The sequence below is a fragment of the Pontibacter sp. T17 genome (assembly GCF_057219875.1).
The window spans coordinates 211,196-226,528 of sequence record NZ_JBXVVW010000001.1; the positions used below are offsets into that span (position 1 = coordinate 211,196).

The 15,333-nt window shown below is 54.8% G+C and carries 14 protein-coding genes; 6 read left to right on the plus strand and 8 right to left on the minus strand.

Annotated elements, in window-relative coordinates:
* The 6 genes from AC2D8O_RS00995 to AC2D8O_RS01020 form a co-directional block, all read right to left on the minus strand.
* The gene (locus AC2D8O_RS00995) at positions 1-1,023 is read right to left on the minus strand and encodes a polyprenyl synthetase family protein (RefSeq protein WP_484676910.1); all 1,023 of its coding nucleotides are present in this window, start codon (positions 1,021-1,023) and stop codon (positions 1-3) included.
* Between the two features lie 50 nt (positions 1,024-1,073).
* Positions 1,074-1,994: a helix-turn-helix domain-containing protein gene (locus tag AC2D8O_RS01000; protein ID WP_484676911.1), complete on the minus strand. Its 921-nt coding sequence runs from the start codon at positions 1,992-1,994 to the stop codon at positions 1,074-1,076.
* Between the two features lie 92 nt (positions 1,995-2,086).
* Positions 2,087-2,986: a helix-turn-helix domain-containing protein gene (locus tag AC2D8O_RS01005; protein ID WP_484676912.1), complete on the minus strand. Its 900-nt coding sequence runs from the start codon at positions 2,984-2,986 to the stop codon at positions 2,087-2,089.
* A gap of 369 nt (positions 2,987-3,355) precedes the next feature.
* Positions 3,356-4,648, minus strand: coding sequence for a mechanosensitive ion channel family protein (locus AC2D8O_RS01010; RefSeq protein WP_484676913.1), 1,293 nt, complete (start codon positions 4,646-4,648; stop codon positions 3,356-3,358).
* 3 nt (positions 4,649-4,651) lie between these two features.
* Positions 4,652-5,605 carry a TFIIB-type zinc ribbon-containing protein gene (locus AC2D8O_RS01015; RefSeq protein WP_484676914.1) on the minus strand — a complete coding sequence of 318 codons (954 nt, stop codon included), beginning with the start codon at positions 5,603-5,605 and terminating at the stop codon, positions 4,652-4,654.
* Positions 5,606-5,819: 214 nt separating this feature from the next.
* Positions 5,820-6,275, minus strand: coding sequence for a hypothetical protein (locus tag AC2D8O_RS01020; RefSeq protein WP_484676915.1), 456 nt, complete (start codon positions 6,273-6,275; stop codon positions 5,820-5,822).
* A gap of 189 nt (positions 6,276-6,464) precedes the next feature.
* Here AC2D8O_RS01020 and AC2D8O_RS01025 point away from each other — a divergent pair, with 189 nt between their 5' ends.
* From AC2D8O_RS01025 to AC2D8O_RS01040, 4 genes are all read left to right on the plus strand, one after another.
* Positions 6,465-7,262: a tetratricopeptide repeat protein gene (locus AC2D8O_RS01025; RefSeq protein ID WP_484676916.1), complete on the plus strand. Its 798-nt coding sequence runs from the start codon at positions 6,465-6,467 to the stop codon at positions 7,260-7,262.
* A 118-nt stretch (positions 7,263-7,380) separates the two neighbouring features.
* Positions 7,381-7,770 carry a hypothetical protein gene (locus tag AC2D8O_RS01030; RefSeq protein ID WP_484676917.1) on the plus strand — a complete coding sequence of 130 codons (390 nt, stop codon included), beginning with the start codon at positions 7,381-7,383 and terminating at the stop codon, positions 7,768-7,770.
* A 10-nt stretch (positions 7,771-7,780) separates the two neighbouring features.
* Complete coding sequence (locus AC2D8O_RS01035; protein WP_484676918.1) at positions 7,781-8,236, plus strand: DUF1569 domain-containing protein; 456 nt, start codon at positions 7,781-7,783, stop codon at positions 8,234-8,236.
* Positions 8,237-8,382: 146 nt separating this feature from the next.
* Entirely contained in the window at positions 8,383-9,528 is a 1,146-nt protein-coding gene (locus AC2D8O_RS01040; protein ID WP_484678259.1) for an acyl-CoA dehydrogenase, read from the plus strand.
* 73 nt (positions 9,529-9,601) lie between these two features.
* Here AC2D8O_RS01040 and AC2D8O_RS01045 read toward each other — a convergent pair whose 3' ends face one another.
* Positions 9,602-11,410, minus strand: coding sequence for a tail fiber domain-containing protein (locus AC2D8O_RS01045; protein ID WP_484676919.1), 1,809 nt, complete (start codon positions 11,408-11,410; stop codon positions 9,602-9,604).
* A 102-nt stretch (positions 11,411-11,512) separates the two neighbouring features.
* Positions 11,513-12,721 (minus strand): pyridoxal phosphate-dependent aminotransferase, encoded by a 1,209-nt coding sequence (locus AC2D8O_RS01050; RefSeq protein ID WP_484676920.1) that lies wholly within the window; start codon positions 12,719-12,721, stop codon positions 11,513-11,515.
* 386 nt (positions 12,722-13,107) lie between these two features.
* On the opposite strand from AC2D8O_RS01050, the gene AC2D8O_RS01055 reads away from it, so the two are divergent.
* Complete coding sequence (locus AC2D8O_RS01055) at positions 13,108-14,178, plus strand: type I restriction endonuclease (protein ID WP_484676921.1); 1,071 nt, start codon at positions 13,108-13,110, stop codon at positions 14,176-14,178.
* Complete coding sequence (locus AC2D8O_RS01060) at positions 14,162-15,325, plus strand: MFS transporter (RefSeq protein ID WP_484676922.1); 1,164 nt, start codon at positions 14,162-14,164, stop codon at positions 15,323-15,325. Before AC2D8O_RS01055 ends, AC2D8O_RS01060 begins: the two co-directional genes overlap by 17 nt.
* Positions 15,326-15,333 lie beyond the last annotated feature (8 nt).

A 15,333-nucleotide genomic window follows, 5' to 3' on the forward strand; every position in this document is an offset into this window, starting at 1 on the left:
TCACTTCTCGCGCTCCAGCGTATAGCGTACCAGGTCGGCCAGGCTCTGGCGACTGGGAGTATCCGGGAAGGTCATCAGCAGTTCCAGCGCCTCTGTAGCATACTGCTGCATGGTCTTCTGACTGTACGACAGGCCACCCTGCTTTTGCACATACTCCACCAGTTCCTTCACATCCTTGGGGCGCTGCTTCTTGCTGCCTACAATATCAATGGCCCAACGACGCTCGGCCCAGTTGCTCTTGTTCAGGGCATGTATCAGCGGCAGCGTAATCTTCTTCTCCTTCAGGTCTATGCCCACCGGCTTGCCTATGCCTTCGCCGTGGCCCCCCGTCACACCATAGTCAAACAGATCGTCCTTGATCTGGAAGGCCATGCCCACCAGCTCGCCAAACAGGCGCATTTTCTCCTGAGTCTCCTTATCGGCGCCAGCACTTGAGGCCCCGCTTTCACAGCAGGCTGCTATCAGGCTGGCCGTCTTCTGGCGGATGATGTCGAAGTAGACCGGCTCGTCAATGTTCAGGCTGCGCGACTTCTCCATCTGCAACAGCTCGCCCTCACTCATCAGTTTTACCGCTTTACTGGTAATCTTCAACAACTCAAAGTCATCGTTCTCCAGCGACATCAGCAGACCGCGCGACAGGAGAAAGTCCCCCACCAGCACTGCTATCTTATTCTTCCACAGCGCGTTCAGGCTGAAGAAGCCGCGCCGCTCATCCGCATCGTCCACCACGTCATCGTGTATCAGCGTAGCCGTGTGCAGCAGTTCTATGAGTGCCGCAGCCCGGTAGCTGCTGGGCTTGATACCTCCGCAGAGATCGGCGGCCAGCAGTACAAACATGGGCCGCATCTGCTTGCCCTTGCGTCGCACAATGTAGCGCAACACGTGGTCCAGCAGGCTCACGCGGGTAGTCAGTGCCCCACGAAAGTGCTCTTCAAAATAAGCAAGTTCCTGTTCTACAGGGGCTTGTATATCGCGGAGCGACAGTTTTCGCGGCGGTGCCGAGGCAGTAAGGGGCGCAGTCATGACGGTGAGCTGCAAATATAACCCACAATACCAGCCACTTCGTGCCCTTACTATCCGATCAGTAACTTTGACAGGGGCGTCATCTGCTTTAGAAAATGGGTGGGTGTTTCGCCAGCCACCAGGTCAAAGTCTCTGTGCAGGTGCGAATAATCATAATACCCCGCTGCTGAAAGCCACTGATTGATTGGCCCCTGACAATACGCCGCGCGGGTAAGCACGCTGCTGATCCTCACCAACCTGCTGTACAGCTTTGGGGTTAATCCCACTTCATCCGCAAAGAGACGCAGAAACTGTCTCGAACTCACGCAGGCTTTATCTGCCAGTTCATTGCTGCTGACCTGGCCAGCGGTACGCAACATCAAGTCTACCGTATCCGATATCCGGTCCGATGGCTGTCGTTGGGTTTGGCCCAGCCGCTCCAGAAAAAACTGATCCAATCGGCTGAACACCGATTGCCACGAAGTAGAAGCCCGTAAAGTCGCCAACAACTTGCCAAACGATTCTTCGTATGCATCCACTACATGCAGCGTATTGATTAGCCCCGGCTCGTGCATACCCAGTAGGCGAGATAACCCCTGTGGCCGCATCCGAACAACAATCATCTGCAAAGCATTCATGGGGCGCAGGTGGTAGAAGCGCGTGTGCAACCCCACAGCGCACCCATGTTGCAGTAAATAGGCATTTCCCTCACCTGGCCCTAAGTATTGCAATCCGCCATCCAACAGCAGAATCACATCCTGATAGGCCGTGGGTATCACCTTCTGCCAATAATCTCGGCTTCCCGCAGGCAGCGAGAAGAATTTATACGACTGGATCAACGGTCGTAAAAACGGATGCGGCAGAAATCTGTTCTCGCCTAAAACCAGAGGCACGCCAGCCCCTGCCTGCATCAGGCCTTCTCCAGACATTTTCCGATAGGGGGTAGAGGTGACTGCCTTCAACTGCGCTACATTCAATTGCAGCACCAACATAGTCACGTGTTAAAAACCGCCGATTTATATTTGCAATTTCTGACATTTATTGACAGATAATTACAAATTAAATAGGAGAGTGTTAAAATACGTCAAGAAAGCATGAAGCGCGAGTAATCCTTCGCTTTGGCAAAATAATCCGTAGGTGAAACGCCAGTCACCAATTTAAAATCATGGTTAAAGTGCGAATGGTCGTAGTAGCCATTGTCATGCAGCAAATCGCCAATCGAAAGGTCTTTGTACACCGCATGCGTAATCAGACGATTGATTCGCAGCAGACGCAGATACGTCTTGGGGCCAATACCCATTTCTGCCTTGAAAATGCGCAGAAACTGACGCTCGCTCAGGCAGGTCAATTCTGCCAGATCGCCTACGCTGCATTTACCATCTGTGCGCACAATCTCCTGCACTGCCTGCTCCAGGCGCAGCACTGAGGTTGATGGCATCGAAGCTGCCAGCTGCTCCAGAAAGTACGCGTCCAGTTGCATGATGCGCTCATGCCAAGTGATGGTACTTTTCAGCTTCTCCTGCAGCTTGGCCAGACGGCCTCCTTGTAGGGGCTCTAGCACCATTGGTTCTGTACCCAGCTCTACTGAAGGTTTACCAATCAATCGTCGTGGACCAGTCGCTTTGAAACGCACCCCAATGACTGCCATGTAGCCTTCGGGTTTCATCCAGCAGGCCGTTTCACTGGCCCCGGAAACAAAACCAGCATCAAATACCGCTGTCTTATTTTCCTGTAACGATTTCCAATGCACTTGCCCATCCATTTGGAACAGCAACTCTGCATTGCCGTTAGGTAGTATCATCTGCCACTCACTGGTCCCCGAACGGGGGATGTGCTCCAGCACTCGATAACAGGTGATATAATTGCGTAACGCCGGATGCGGAAGCAGCCGCACCGAAGAACCAGCCATGCCATACACCCAATTCGGCTGTATACCATTTCCCTCGGCCAGTGAATTCGGAAAACTTGATTGTGAGAAATTCATGCCCTGTTTGTTTGATAATCCAGAGCCCAAATTTCCCTGTTACTTAGCGACAATGTCAATTTGTTAATGACTGCGCCAAACCGCTTCCCACGCTAAATAATTGCCCTGTTAATTTGAAGAACCGAAATGCCTAATAATCATTTATACTTTTTGTCGGTTTCATACCTATATTTTAAGCTTTCGCGTGGCTTTCCGTTAACACTTAGTGCCTCGCAGACGCTCCTCACCCCGACGAACCAGCAAGAGTCAATAAAAATCAAATAGAGTAAAAAAATAGGTGCGCAATATTCATATAAATCAATTCCATCTTGTCTTTTGTCTCTTTAAAACAAAGAGAAAATGTAATAACTGTTAACCACCAACCGCTGCTCACCCTTCATCCTGCTCCAGCGTTACCCGCACACCCGGCGCTCGGTAGCCTTCTGGACGGTGATCCCTCGGGACCGTCGTTTCAAGACTCACGCGGCTTACCTGATACCCTGGTGACAGAATCTCTACCCCAGCCCTATTGAAGGCATCCTGAATATTCGCATGCAGCGCCCCGTAGAGAAACACCATCTGGTCGGGGATTTTCGAATACGCATTCAACTCGTAGGTGGGGTAATAGTCGGTCAGCTGCCGCTGTAATACAAAGGGCGCCGGCGATACTTCCAGTCCAGGGGTTGCCGCTGCGGCCTCCAACAACAGCGCGTGCACCTGCCGCCAGGGCACATCATACCCAATCGTCACGCTCGTATACAGTACCACGGATTCCCCCCGTCGTTGGGCCTCGCTGTAGTTGATTACGGTTCCATTGAGTATCGAACTGTTCGGCACCGATATCTCCTCGTTCTTAACCGTCCTCACCCGCGTCATCAGCAGTGTCTTCTCCACTACGGTCCCTTCCGCTGTGCCAATCCGCACGTAGTCGCCCAGCCTGAACGCCCGTGCGTATGTCAGCAGAAGGCCCGACGTCATATTGCCAATGGCGGCTGTGCTGCTCAGCGACAATACCACTGCCAGAAACAGGCTGATACCCTGTGCCGCCTTCGATTCGCTCAATGGGCTGTAGGGATACATCAGAACCACCGCAAACACTATCAGCAACAAGCGCACCAACTGGCGAGTTGGATATGCCCACTCCGGGAAAAACCCACCAATCACCAGTTTACCCTGCTCTACCTGCCGAAACAGGAAGTTGGAAAAACGAATGATGTGGTAAAAGATGAACCCAATAACAGCCATTGCCAGCAGATTGGGCAGGGCCTCCACCAGAGCAGTACCCATCTGCACCGCCGGATCCAGCAGAAAGTGCAGCAGCCGATCACTCCAGACACGTGTGGCTTCAAACTGTTGCAGGCCCACCGTAAGACACACGTAGACGCCCAGCATCTTGGCTGTCTGAAACACAAGTCCCAAGCCAGATGCCAGCAGCCCGCGCACACTCCGCGCCCCCACCAGTTCAGCCTTTCGAAACCGGATGCCCGGCACCCACTGTGCTTCCAGCAGCTTCAGGCGGCCCCATCGCTGCCCCCAGCTCAGCAGCGTCCATCCTAACACCAACGCTGCCGCCAGACCACCCACTACCAGTACTTTCTCGCCAAGCGGGCTGCCCATCGCTGAGGGCTCAGCCCGTAACAACTCCAGCGTAGTCGTGCCCAGGCTGTCAGCATTAGTAGCCATGTATCAATGGGTTTGCTTCCAGTATACCACTGCGGCAACTATCACCAATACTGCCAACACCGCAAGCGAAATCTTGACCCAGCTCCAGGGCTTTTCCCCAGCAATCTTGCCTGTCTCGCCATTCACTACTACCTGATAGGTCTTGTCGTTGTACTGATAGGCCGCTATCCAGATAGGCAACAGCAGGTGTTTGAACGTCTCGTTCCAGCTGTTGGTGTCGATCTGCAGATTTCGATGCGTGTCGCCGGGCACCTGCCTTGACACCTCCGCGTGAATGTAGCGCGCCATAATCTGGTCTGCGACCTTCTTGCCCTCGCGGACATCCAGTGCATACACCTCGCTCTTCCAGCCCAGCAGGAATTTGGCATCAAAGTTCACGGTATCCTTCAGCGTGTAGGGATACACCTGTTCGGCCATACCCTGCTGCAGCCCCTTGGAGGCGACTACGGTTACATCATCAAAGTCGTGGTCAAATCGGCCCGAGCTCCATTCCCAGCGGATGCGCTGTACCTGTCGACTCTGTCGGTTGCCATTCTGGTCTGTGTAGTACTCTGTCTCGTAATAGTAGTAGCCCGACTCCGCCGTCCAGTCACTGGAGGTCTGTGCATCATACGTCCAGAAAGGCACGTACACGCCATCCATTTTCTGCAGTTCGGCGAACTTCTTCAGGTCATTGGGCCGAAACCAGCCGCTGCCAATCCACTCCTGAAACTTGGCTGTGGCATCCTTCTGGTTCACCTTGAATGGAAGCACCCCATACGGACGAATCAGTCGCTGGTCAAACGCCTGCTCGTTCACATTGGAACTCGAGCAGAAGCTGCATCGCACTTCTACCTGAGTCAGGTCCACGGCCGTCACAGCCCCACAGTTGCCACAGGCATAGTTGTGAACAGGAAGGTCTACCACTGCCTGTTGGTCGCCGCGCAATGCACTGTCAGTCAGCGCGGTTTCTCGCACTTGATCATTGGATCTGTCCAACTCTTCCGTTCCGCCGCAGTTATAACATTTCAGTGTCTGTACTGTCGCGTCGTACCGCATTTCGGCTCCACATTGCCGGCACGGATGGTTAATCACCTTCTTCAACCGTTCGGGCTCCAGCGCTGGGTCAGTCTGCATGGGTCGTCAGAAATGGTTCAGGAAATACCAAAAGGTGTACGCGGGCCTGTGCCTTTCACTTCCGGATAACCAGAAACACGCCCGCAGCAATACCGGCTATCGCTATGATTACTGGATAGGCAGAGAAATGCGCACCCAGCATCGCAATGGCCAGCAGCACCAGCCAAACGGCCGTCAGTCGAGTGCCCCACTGCTTCCGTATCCAGTTGGGGCCAGACACCACCAACAGCACTGCCGCAACAAACGTCAGTGCAAGTTTCACCATGTTGGCCCCCGGGAAAAGAAGCGCCGGAACCAGTGCAAACAGGCTGTGAAACAGCAACCATACCCCCAGTGCAACCCATCCGGCACTGCGCATACGGGTGTTTGTGGTAGTCAGCAGCACCAATACCCCACTCAGCAACCCCAATACATTGTACAGGGTTGTGTCCTGCGGAAAGTGTATGCCTATCAGCGGAAGAAGATTAGACAGAATTAGCCAGATGCCGGCTAGAAGTATGCCAAATGCCATGTTCAGTTAGGGATAAGGTCTGTAACGTAAATACAGGTTGGTTCCAACCAAATATAGTACCCCACCGTCTGCTACTTCGCCTGCTACCGACACTTTCCCATCTTTTTGCCCATACACTTCTGATTTACCCAACCTTAGGCGGGAATATTATCTTTGCCTACCTCAATATTTCAGATTCAACCTCCTGCCATGTTCCAACGTACTACCCGTATTCTCCTGGCTGCTGCCCTGAGCCTCGTCAGCGTCGCGGGCTATGCCCAGCGCCGCCGCGAAGAAGCCCAGCCAGCTCCACAACAGACCACCGTAGCGCCCAGCACTGCCCAGACACAGCAACCCACTGCTACCGACAACAGCAAGAAAATCTACGACCTCGCCATCCGCTACCGCGACCCCCTCGTAGCTATACAGGCCGTCTACATGCAGCTGGCCGCCAACCCCGACGATGCCGCCCTGAAAGACTCGCTTGCTACGCTCTATTTCGTTTCTCGCAGTTATCCTCAAGCACTTTCGGTAGCCAACGAACTGCTGGCCAAAGACCCCAACAACCGTAAAATGCTGGAGCTGGCCGCCATCAGCGAACAAAGCCTGGGCCGTGCGAAAGAAGCCCTCGAGGCTTATGAGCGCCTCTATGCCAACAGCCGCTCTGTCTATCACCTCTATCAGGTAGCCGTACTGCAATACAGTCTCCAGCGCGTCGGCGAATGCCTCAATTCACTCGGGCTTGTTATCGTATCGCCCGAAAGCGAGAAGGAGAAAGTGGTTGTCACGATGCAGCAGGGCCAGCAGGAAGTACCCCTTCGTGCCGCTGCCTACAACGTACGCGGTGTCATCATGCGCGATCAGAAAAACCTCACCGAGGCCCGTACCGCCTTCTCTGAAGCCCTCCGCCTGTTTCCAGAATTCGTTCTGGCAAAAAACAACCTGGCCGAGCTGAACAAGGCCGCTACCCCACAGCAACCCACAACCCCAGCAGGGCGCGGGCGCTGATAATACACGCCTAACGATCAAAGCCCCTGAACTTTCAGGGGCTTTTGCTTTCCCGCTGTCTGGTCCATTTGTGTAACTTCCTGTTCTTCCTCTCTACCCCGACATTACCCCCAAGCGCATGAGCCTCGGCACTTCCTCCGAAAGCAAAGACCAAATTGTTCTGCAGCGCCTTATCGAGCTGTTTGACCTTTCCCGGGCTGGTAACTACCAAGCGGCGGCACGGTTCATTGCCTACAAAGGCAATGACAAACTCCGCGAGTACCGCGACACCTGCAACTTCACCGACGAGTATGAGCGACGCCTGGTAGAGAGCATTTGCAACCGCATCAAAGGTTGGCTGGAAGAATGCGAAGACCACGAGTTTGGTGAATTCCTCACGCAGCAGCAGGCCGAAGGCGAGTGGTGTGCCTGGGAAGTGTTCTTCCACCGTGGCGCCGACCGCCGTGTCCGCTACTTCGGCTTCCTCCTTGTCAAAGGCCAGTATGTCCTCGGCGATATCGACCGCTAATCCATCTGACATGAACGCATCGCCCTCCGTATTGGAGAATTACCTGGATCTGCTGGAAACCCTCCCGCAGAATGCAACCCCGGAATGGGGTGCCATGACAGCCCAACGCATGGTCGAACACCTCTTCGAGACCCTCGCTATTTCCAATGGCCGCGCGCAGGTACCCTGCATGATTCCCGACGAGCAGATACCTGCCGCCAAACAGCGCCTCTACGATCAGGTGCCCCTGCCCCGTAACTTCCAAAACCCAATGGTGCCCCCGGACAAACCCCTGCGCCAGCCAGACATACAGACGGCTGTGCAGAAACTCCGGGCCGAGGTCCTCAAGTTCTATCAGTATTACATCGACAATCCAAAAGCCACCCCTACGCATCCGCTCTTCGGTCCACTCAACCTGATGGAATGGGAGATGTTCCACAACCTACATTTCCGTCATCATCTGCAGCAGTTTGGCCTGCTGAAATGAAGCGCAATTTCCTGCGTGGAACGGCTCTAAGCTGGAACTCCCCGTTTTCAATTGGTATTGAAAATGGCTAACTTGCCATGCCCGGAAAACTTCCGGTTTTATTGTTTACTCCCATGATGGCTGCACACGATACCGCGCTCGCTGGCATGAGCTTCGAGCTCACCGAAGAGCACAAGATGATTCGCCAAATGGCGCGCGACTTCGCCCAGACCGAGCTTCTGCCCGGCGTAATCGACCGCGACCGCGAAGAGCATTTTCCCGAAGAGCTCGTACGCCGCATGGGCGAACTGGGCCTCCTGGGTATGATGGTAAGCCCCGAGTACGGCGGCGGTGGAATGGACACCATCTCCTACGTCATCGCCATGGAGGAAATCTCCAAGGTCGATGCCTCTGCTTCGGTTATCATGTCGGTCAACAACTCCCTCGTTTGCTGGGGCATCGAGAGCTTTGGCTCTGAAGAGCAGAAGCGCAAGTATCTGCCCAAGCTCACCAGTGGCGAGTATGTAGGTGCCTTTTGCCTCTCCGAGCCCGAGGCTGGCTCTGACGCCACCATGCAGCGCACCACCGCCATCGATAAAGGCGACCACTACCTCCTCAACGGCACCAAGAACTGGATTACCAACGGCGGCCGTGCAGGCATCTACCTCGTCATCGCACAAACCTATCCCGAGAAAGGTCACCGTGGCATCAACTGCATCATCGTTGAGCGTGGCACCCCCGGTTTCCAGATCGGCAAGAAGGAAGAGAAACTCGGTATCCGTGGTTCTGACACCCACATGCTGATGTTCTCCGACGTAAAAGTGCCTAAGGAGAACCGCGTCGGCGAAGACGGCTTTGGCTTTAAGTTTGCCATGAAGACCCTCGACGGCGGCCGCATTGGCATCGCTTCGCAGGCACTCGGCATCGCCAGCGGCGCCTATGAACTCGCAGTCAAGTACAGCAAGGAGCGCAAGGCTTTTGGCAAAGAGATTTCCCAGCACCAGGCCATCCAGTTCAAGTTGGCCAACATGGCTGTCGAAATCGAAGCATCTCGCCTCCTGTGCTACCGCGCAGCCGTAGACAAAGACACCCACAGCGCCAACCTTGGCATGTCTGCTGCCATGGCCAAGCTGTACGCCAGCAAAACCGCGATGATGGTCACCGCAGAAGCCGTGCAGGTGCACGGTGGCTATGGCTACGTGAAGGAATACCACGTAGAGCGCCTTTACCGCGATGCCAAGATTACCGAGATCTACGAAGGCACCAGCGAAATCCAGCGTCTGGTCATTGCCCGTGGTATCCTGGGTGCATAACCCCATCACCCTATCAAAGCAGAACGGCGGGTAGTACCCGCCGTTTTTCGTTTCGTCGAAGAGTCCCCGCTGGTCAGTTGCGCAAGCGTGCTTCCACTGCGCTCAGACGCTGGTCCAACTGTTGCAGCTGGGCAGCCTGGGTAGTCAGCATTTCCTGCTGAGCCTTGATGGCTTCCACCAGCAACGCCGTCAGCTTCGGATAATCCAATCCCAGAATGCCATCCTCGCCGCGGGTCACCAGTTCGGGCAGCACCCGGTCTACCTCCTGTGCAATGAAGCCGATGGAAGGCGCTCCACTGCGCTTCCAGTTGAAGCGCACACCCCGCAACTGTGCTACCAGCTCCAGCGCATCCTGAATCGTTGCTACGTTTGTCTTCAGGGTCGAGTCTGAAAAGTTCAGCCAGGCGTTTGCCCGGGCTACCGATCCATCCCCCGAAACTCCTACTTCCAGCCGCGTCCCAGCGCCCGCAAACCCTTTACCCAACTGCGTATTGGCTCCGTTCATTTGCAGGTCAGGGGCACTCCCGTTGTAGGAAACCCCAAAAGTGGTGGTCCCATCCACCAGCAGGTCATACGAAATACCGCCGGGGCTCTTCAGCCGAATACGGTCACCGTTGCCCATCGTCAAAGCCTGTGAGGGGGTCTCTTCATTGATGCCAACCCAGCCACCGAATACCGCCGCAGCATTGCTGCCCGACAGCCGAACCCAGTTCACGGTCGAGCCCATCGAACTACCACCAAAACCCGATACGATAGCCCAGCCCCCGGCACCATTCCCCGGAACCCAGCCCCATACACCAACGTTTGCATCTACTGGGGCACCGGGAAGATCTGGATATACCCCAGCTAGCGAAGCCTGCGAATAGATAATGCCGCCACCATCTTCGCCCGAGTTGTTAGACTCGGCAAAGAGTGCCAAGCCATTGTTGCTGTTATGCATGAAACGTGCAGCAGCCTCCCCGAAATTTGAAGCCCCGGCCCCACGACGCACCGACAGCTGCGTATTGGATGCAGACGCCGTGCTGCCGCCTATCGACAGCTGACCTGTTTCGCTCAGCCGCATCACGGGCGTGGTGCCGGCTTCGCCGTCCACGTACCAGTGGAAAGGACCCCCATTCGTCACAAAGCGCATCCAGAAGGCCGGGTCTCGTGAGTACAGCCCCAGATCGGTGGTTGTTGACAAAGGACCGGCGCCGCCACGCTGAATCACACCGCCACGCACCGACAGCCCCCCGTTGATATCCAGCAGTTGCGTTGCATTGCCAGCAGGCATGCCGATAGCCACACGCTGGTCATCAGTGGCTACCAGCACTGGCTGCCCGGTGCCATTCACTACCGCCAATGGTGCCGTAGCAGAGGTTGTCCCGCTACCTACCACTGAAAGCCGGGTATCTGGAAGTGCTGCTCCGCCAATCCCTACCTGCGTACCTGTGTAAATAAAAGATGCGTTGCCTCCAATACCCGAACCGGTATTGTACAGCACCGCATTGGTGGGGGTTCCGACATCCAACAAACTCGTCAAAGTAACCCAGGCAGGCATACCCAGCGCATTTACCTGAAGCAGTTGCCCCGTAGTGCCTACACCAATCCGGCCTGGCGTACCTGCATTGTCAATTGCCACTAGCAGATCGCCCATCGTCGTCAGCGGATTGGTCATTACGCTGCGCCAGGCTCCCGCATGGTATTGCAACTGGCCGCTGGTGCTGTTATAGATGAGCAGGCCGTCTGTAGGAGCTGCTACCGATGCCCCGCTGACAAGACGCGGCAGCAGAAGGCCGCGATTGGTGCTGGTCAGGTCCAGAATTGCCGCAGCGTCAGGCGCTACAGTCCCAATGCCTACCTGGGCATGGGCGCTGCCCAGGAACCCCAGAAGCAGTAGCACCCCTGAGGCTAATCGTTTGATTGGCATAGTGTTTAGAGAGGAAGGTTCGCCAAATGTAGGGAGTCTGCTTGCCTGTTTGTAGTTAAAAGACGTGAAAAAGGCTCAAGTACGCCGCGCTATGTCAAATACCCGCCAGAAGGCTTTCATCTCGGCCTCGGTCCCAATGCTCACTCGGATGTAATTGGGCTGCTTCCACAGAGCGCCCCCCGCCCGGATATACACACCCTGCTGCGCCATCTTGCTCACTACACCCGAAAGGTCGGCGCCCGCATTAACCCACAGAAAGTTGGTGTAGCTCTTCCAGGCCTGCATTCCGCGCTCTGCAAAGCCTGCCCGCAGCACTTCCTTCTGTTGGTTTACCAAATCGATCGACGCCTGAATGTGCGCCGTATCAGACAGCGCCGCTGTTGCCGCTTCCATCGACAGTATGTTATAAGCCAGGCGACCCAGCATCAGCGGCCGAATCCGCTGAATCAATGCTTTACTCGCTACCAGATAGCCAATCCGCATCCCGGCCAACCCGTAAACCTTGCTGAAGGTCCGGGCCACAGCCACATTGGGCCTGCTAAGGGCCAGGTCCAGCACGCTTTCCGTGCTGCCATCCTGCACAAAATCTATGTAGGCCTCGTCTACCAGCAGAAGGGTATCGGGGCCAATCGCATCTGCCAGCTTCCGAATTGCAGCCCCCGACACTACAGTCCCCCGCGGGTTTTCGGGGTTCACCAGATACACCAGTCGGGTATCTGGTCTCAGTGCCTTGATCATACCCTCCATGTCCGTATTTCCATCCGGCAGGGTGGGCACCGCCAGGCGCTGCATCGTCCTCGGGTAATACGCCTGCATGGTAAACTGCACCTCCGTGTAGGTGGGGTCCGCTTCCACCCAGTTGCCGCCCTGCTGGCCAGTCAGCCGCGCAACCGCCTGCACCAGTTCGGTACTGCCCACTCCTATCAGAAGGTTCGTATCCTCCCATACCTTGTTCCGGGTCAGCGGTGTCAGGTTGGCCAGGTCATAGGGAAACTGCAGCTGGTGCTTTTGATGCAACGCCTCCAACAACCGCAGTGCCGGAGCCTCTGCGTACAGACGCGCCTGCTGAAGGCTGGTTGTGATGGCACGCATGGCCTTGGGCGAAGGCCCAAGCGCGTTCGTGTTCTGGTTCAGCCAAACAGGCTCCATGCCTGCTGGCACCTCCAGCACCTCTTGCCACTCGGCCGGCAGAAATCCACTCAGCAAGGGTAATGCAAGTACACCAGCACCTGCAAGTAAGCCCGTACGCAGAGCCTCACGTCTGTTGGGAGTAAAACCTTCCATGCTATTCCTAACGTTTTCAGTAAGTTAGGAATATCCCCTCAAATCATCAGCCATCAATTGGGGCCACCCGCCCCTCGTCAGCATCGTGTTCTGTCCTATTAGCCACAACCGTAATCCTCCGGCAGGAACATCGCCGGCTCATCCCGTACTCACCGTACAGACTCTCTGCTGGCTATCTGCTCTCATGACTCCTTAACTCATGCGCCGCATTATAATCACAAACAGCAACAAACCCGCCCATAAGTCAAAGTCCGCCTAAAAAGTCTATTTAATATATGCGTCAGCGCCAGCCAAAGCCAAAAAAACAGGCAAACACTATATATTTTATTACTGTATTATATTTATAACTTGTTTGCAGCAAACCAATCTGCCAAACATCTAGCATTATGACCGTTGTTGACTTCTCCGACTCCATTAAGGCCCTTGGCGAACGAATCGCCAAACTGCTCGATACCGTGAAAACCGAGGAAGCGACCAAAACCGCAATGGTCCTGCCATTCATACAGATGTTGGGCTACGATGTCTTCAACCCACAAGAGGTTACTCCTGAGCTGATTGCAGATGTGGGAATGAAAAAAGGTGAAAAAGTAGATTATGCTATATACAAAGACGGTAAACCCATCATCATAATAGAATGCAAGCATCACAGCGAAGCACTCAAAATTGAAAACGCAGCCCAGCTTGCACGATATTTTCATGTAACCACCTCACGCTTCGGCATACTCACCAACGGCTTGGTATATAAATTCTATACGGATCTGGTTGAACCCAATAAGATGGACGAAAAGCCTTTCTTTGAGTTTGACCTAACCCAGATTTCTGATATCCAGATTGAGGAACTCAAAAAATTCCACAAGAATATTTTCGACCTGAATCAGATTCTCACTACAGCCAGTGAACTCAAGTACACTAAAGCCATAAAGGATATCTTTCAGCGAGAAATATCAAATCCTTCAGAGGAGTTCATCAAATACTTCGCTACCGAGGTTTCTGAAAAACGCATGACAGCCAAGACACTGGAAGTTTTCACGCCACTGGTCAAGAGGTCTATCCATCAGGCCATCAGCGAGATGATTACGGCACGTTTACGTTCAGCCCTTGACAAAGAAACCGCGCTTCAGGCTACTGAGCAGAATGCTTTACCGTCTGCCACGGAAGAGCCCAGTAAAATTGTAACTACTGTCGAAGAAATGGAGGCATTTTTTGTTGTTAAAGCAATTGTGCGCTCAGCCATTGAGGCTTCTCGGGTGGGATATCGCGATGGACAAACCTACTTCAGCATTACACTTGATGACAGCCCCAGGAAAACCATCTGCCGACTCTTCCTCAATGGTTCCAAAAAATATCTCGTCACTTTTGATGAAGCAAAAAAGGAGATTAGGAATGATATTGCATCCATTGACGATATCTACACGCACGCTGCGGCCATTCTAACCTCTGTTGCCCTCTACAAATAAGCCTGCCCCCCCAGCCTGGATTCTCATTCTGGCCCTGGTGGCCTGCACCAGCAGTTGGTTTGCTGGAAACGCCGCCTTGCGTGTGGTGCCTCCCATCTGGCAGCTATCTCCTGCCGATACTGGTCTTATCACACTACTGGTTCAGGCGGGCTTTGTTTTGGGCGCGGTTTTGCTGGCACTCACCAATGCAAGTGGAAGGGTTGGCACCCGCAGGGTCTTCCTGCTGGCTTCGCTGGTGGCCGCAGCCAGCTGCGGGCTCCTCCTCCTGTTGCCTCCCTCGCCCACTCTTGCCTTCAGTCTGCGCTTTGTCAATGGAATGGCACTGGCGGGCATTTATCCATTGGGGCTGGCCCTCGCCATCCAGACTTATGGCCCCCAGCAGGCCGCAAGGCTCTTTGCTTGGCTTGTTGGTGCACTGGTACTCGGCACTGCTTCTCCCTTCATACTTACCGGACTGGGCGCAACCCTGCCCTTCGAAGGGATTCTGCTTACCGTCATTGCCGCTACCCTGCTGGCGGCAGGCATGGTCGCCTATGCCTTCCCCAATACCAGAACCCAACCTACTGCCAGAACTCTCCGCCCGGCACCCTGGAAACCCCAGACCTGGCGATCGGCAATCGGCTACTGGGGGCATATGTGGGAGCTCTACACGTTCTGGGCATTCCTCCCTCAGCTGATACTCCGCTGGCGCAATCTACCCAGCAGCACTTCCTATCTCGCAGCAGGGCTCACTATTGCGCTGGGCGCGGTTGCCTGTGTTGCCGTGCTGCGTCTTGCCAATAGATATGGCACACATCGTACAGCTTTGGCATGTCTGGGCATATCGGCGGCCTGCGCCCTTCTTTCCCCTCTTATGCTGCTGGCCCCACCCGTTGTTTTCTTCACTTGGCTTGCGATTTGGGCCGCAGCCATCATACCCGATTCTCCGCTCTTCACCTCGGATGCCGCCCGCTCCGAGGGCAACAATGCCCCCGCAACGCTGCTTTGGATAAACTCCACTGGCTTTGCCATCACCATCCTCAGTCTGGCCTGCTTCCCGCGTTTTCTCCAATGGAGTGGGCTGGCTGCATGGAGTATGTTGGCGATTGGCCCAGCGGTAGGCCTGCTTGCCCAACTCCCTCTCAAGGCACCAGATGCCACCTCCTAGCGGAAACT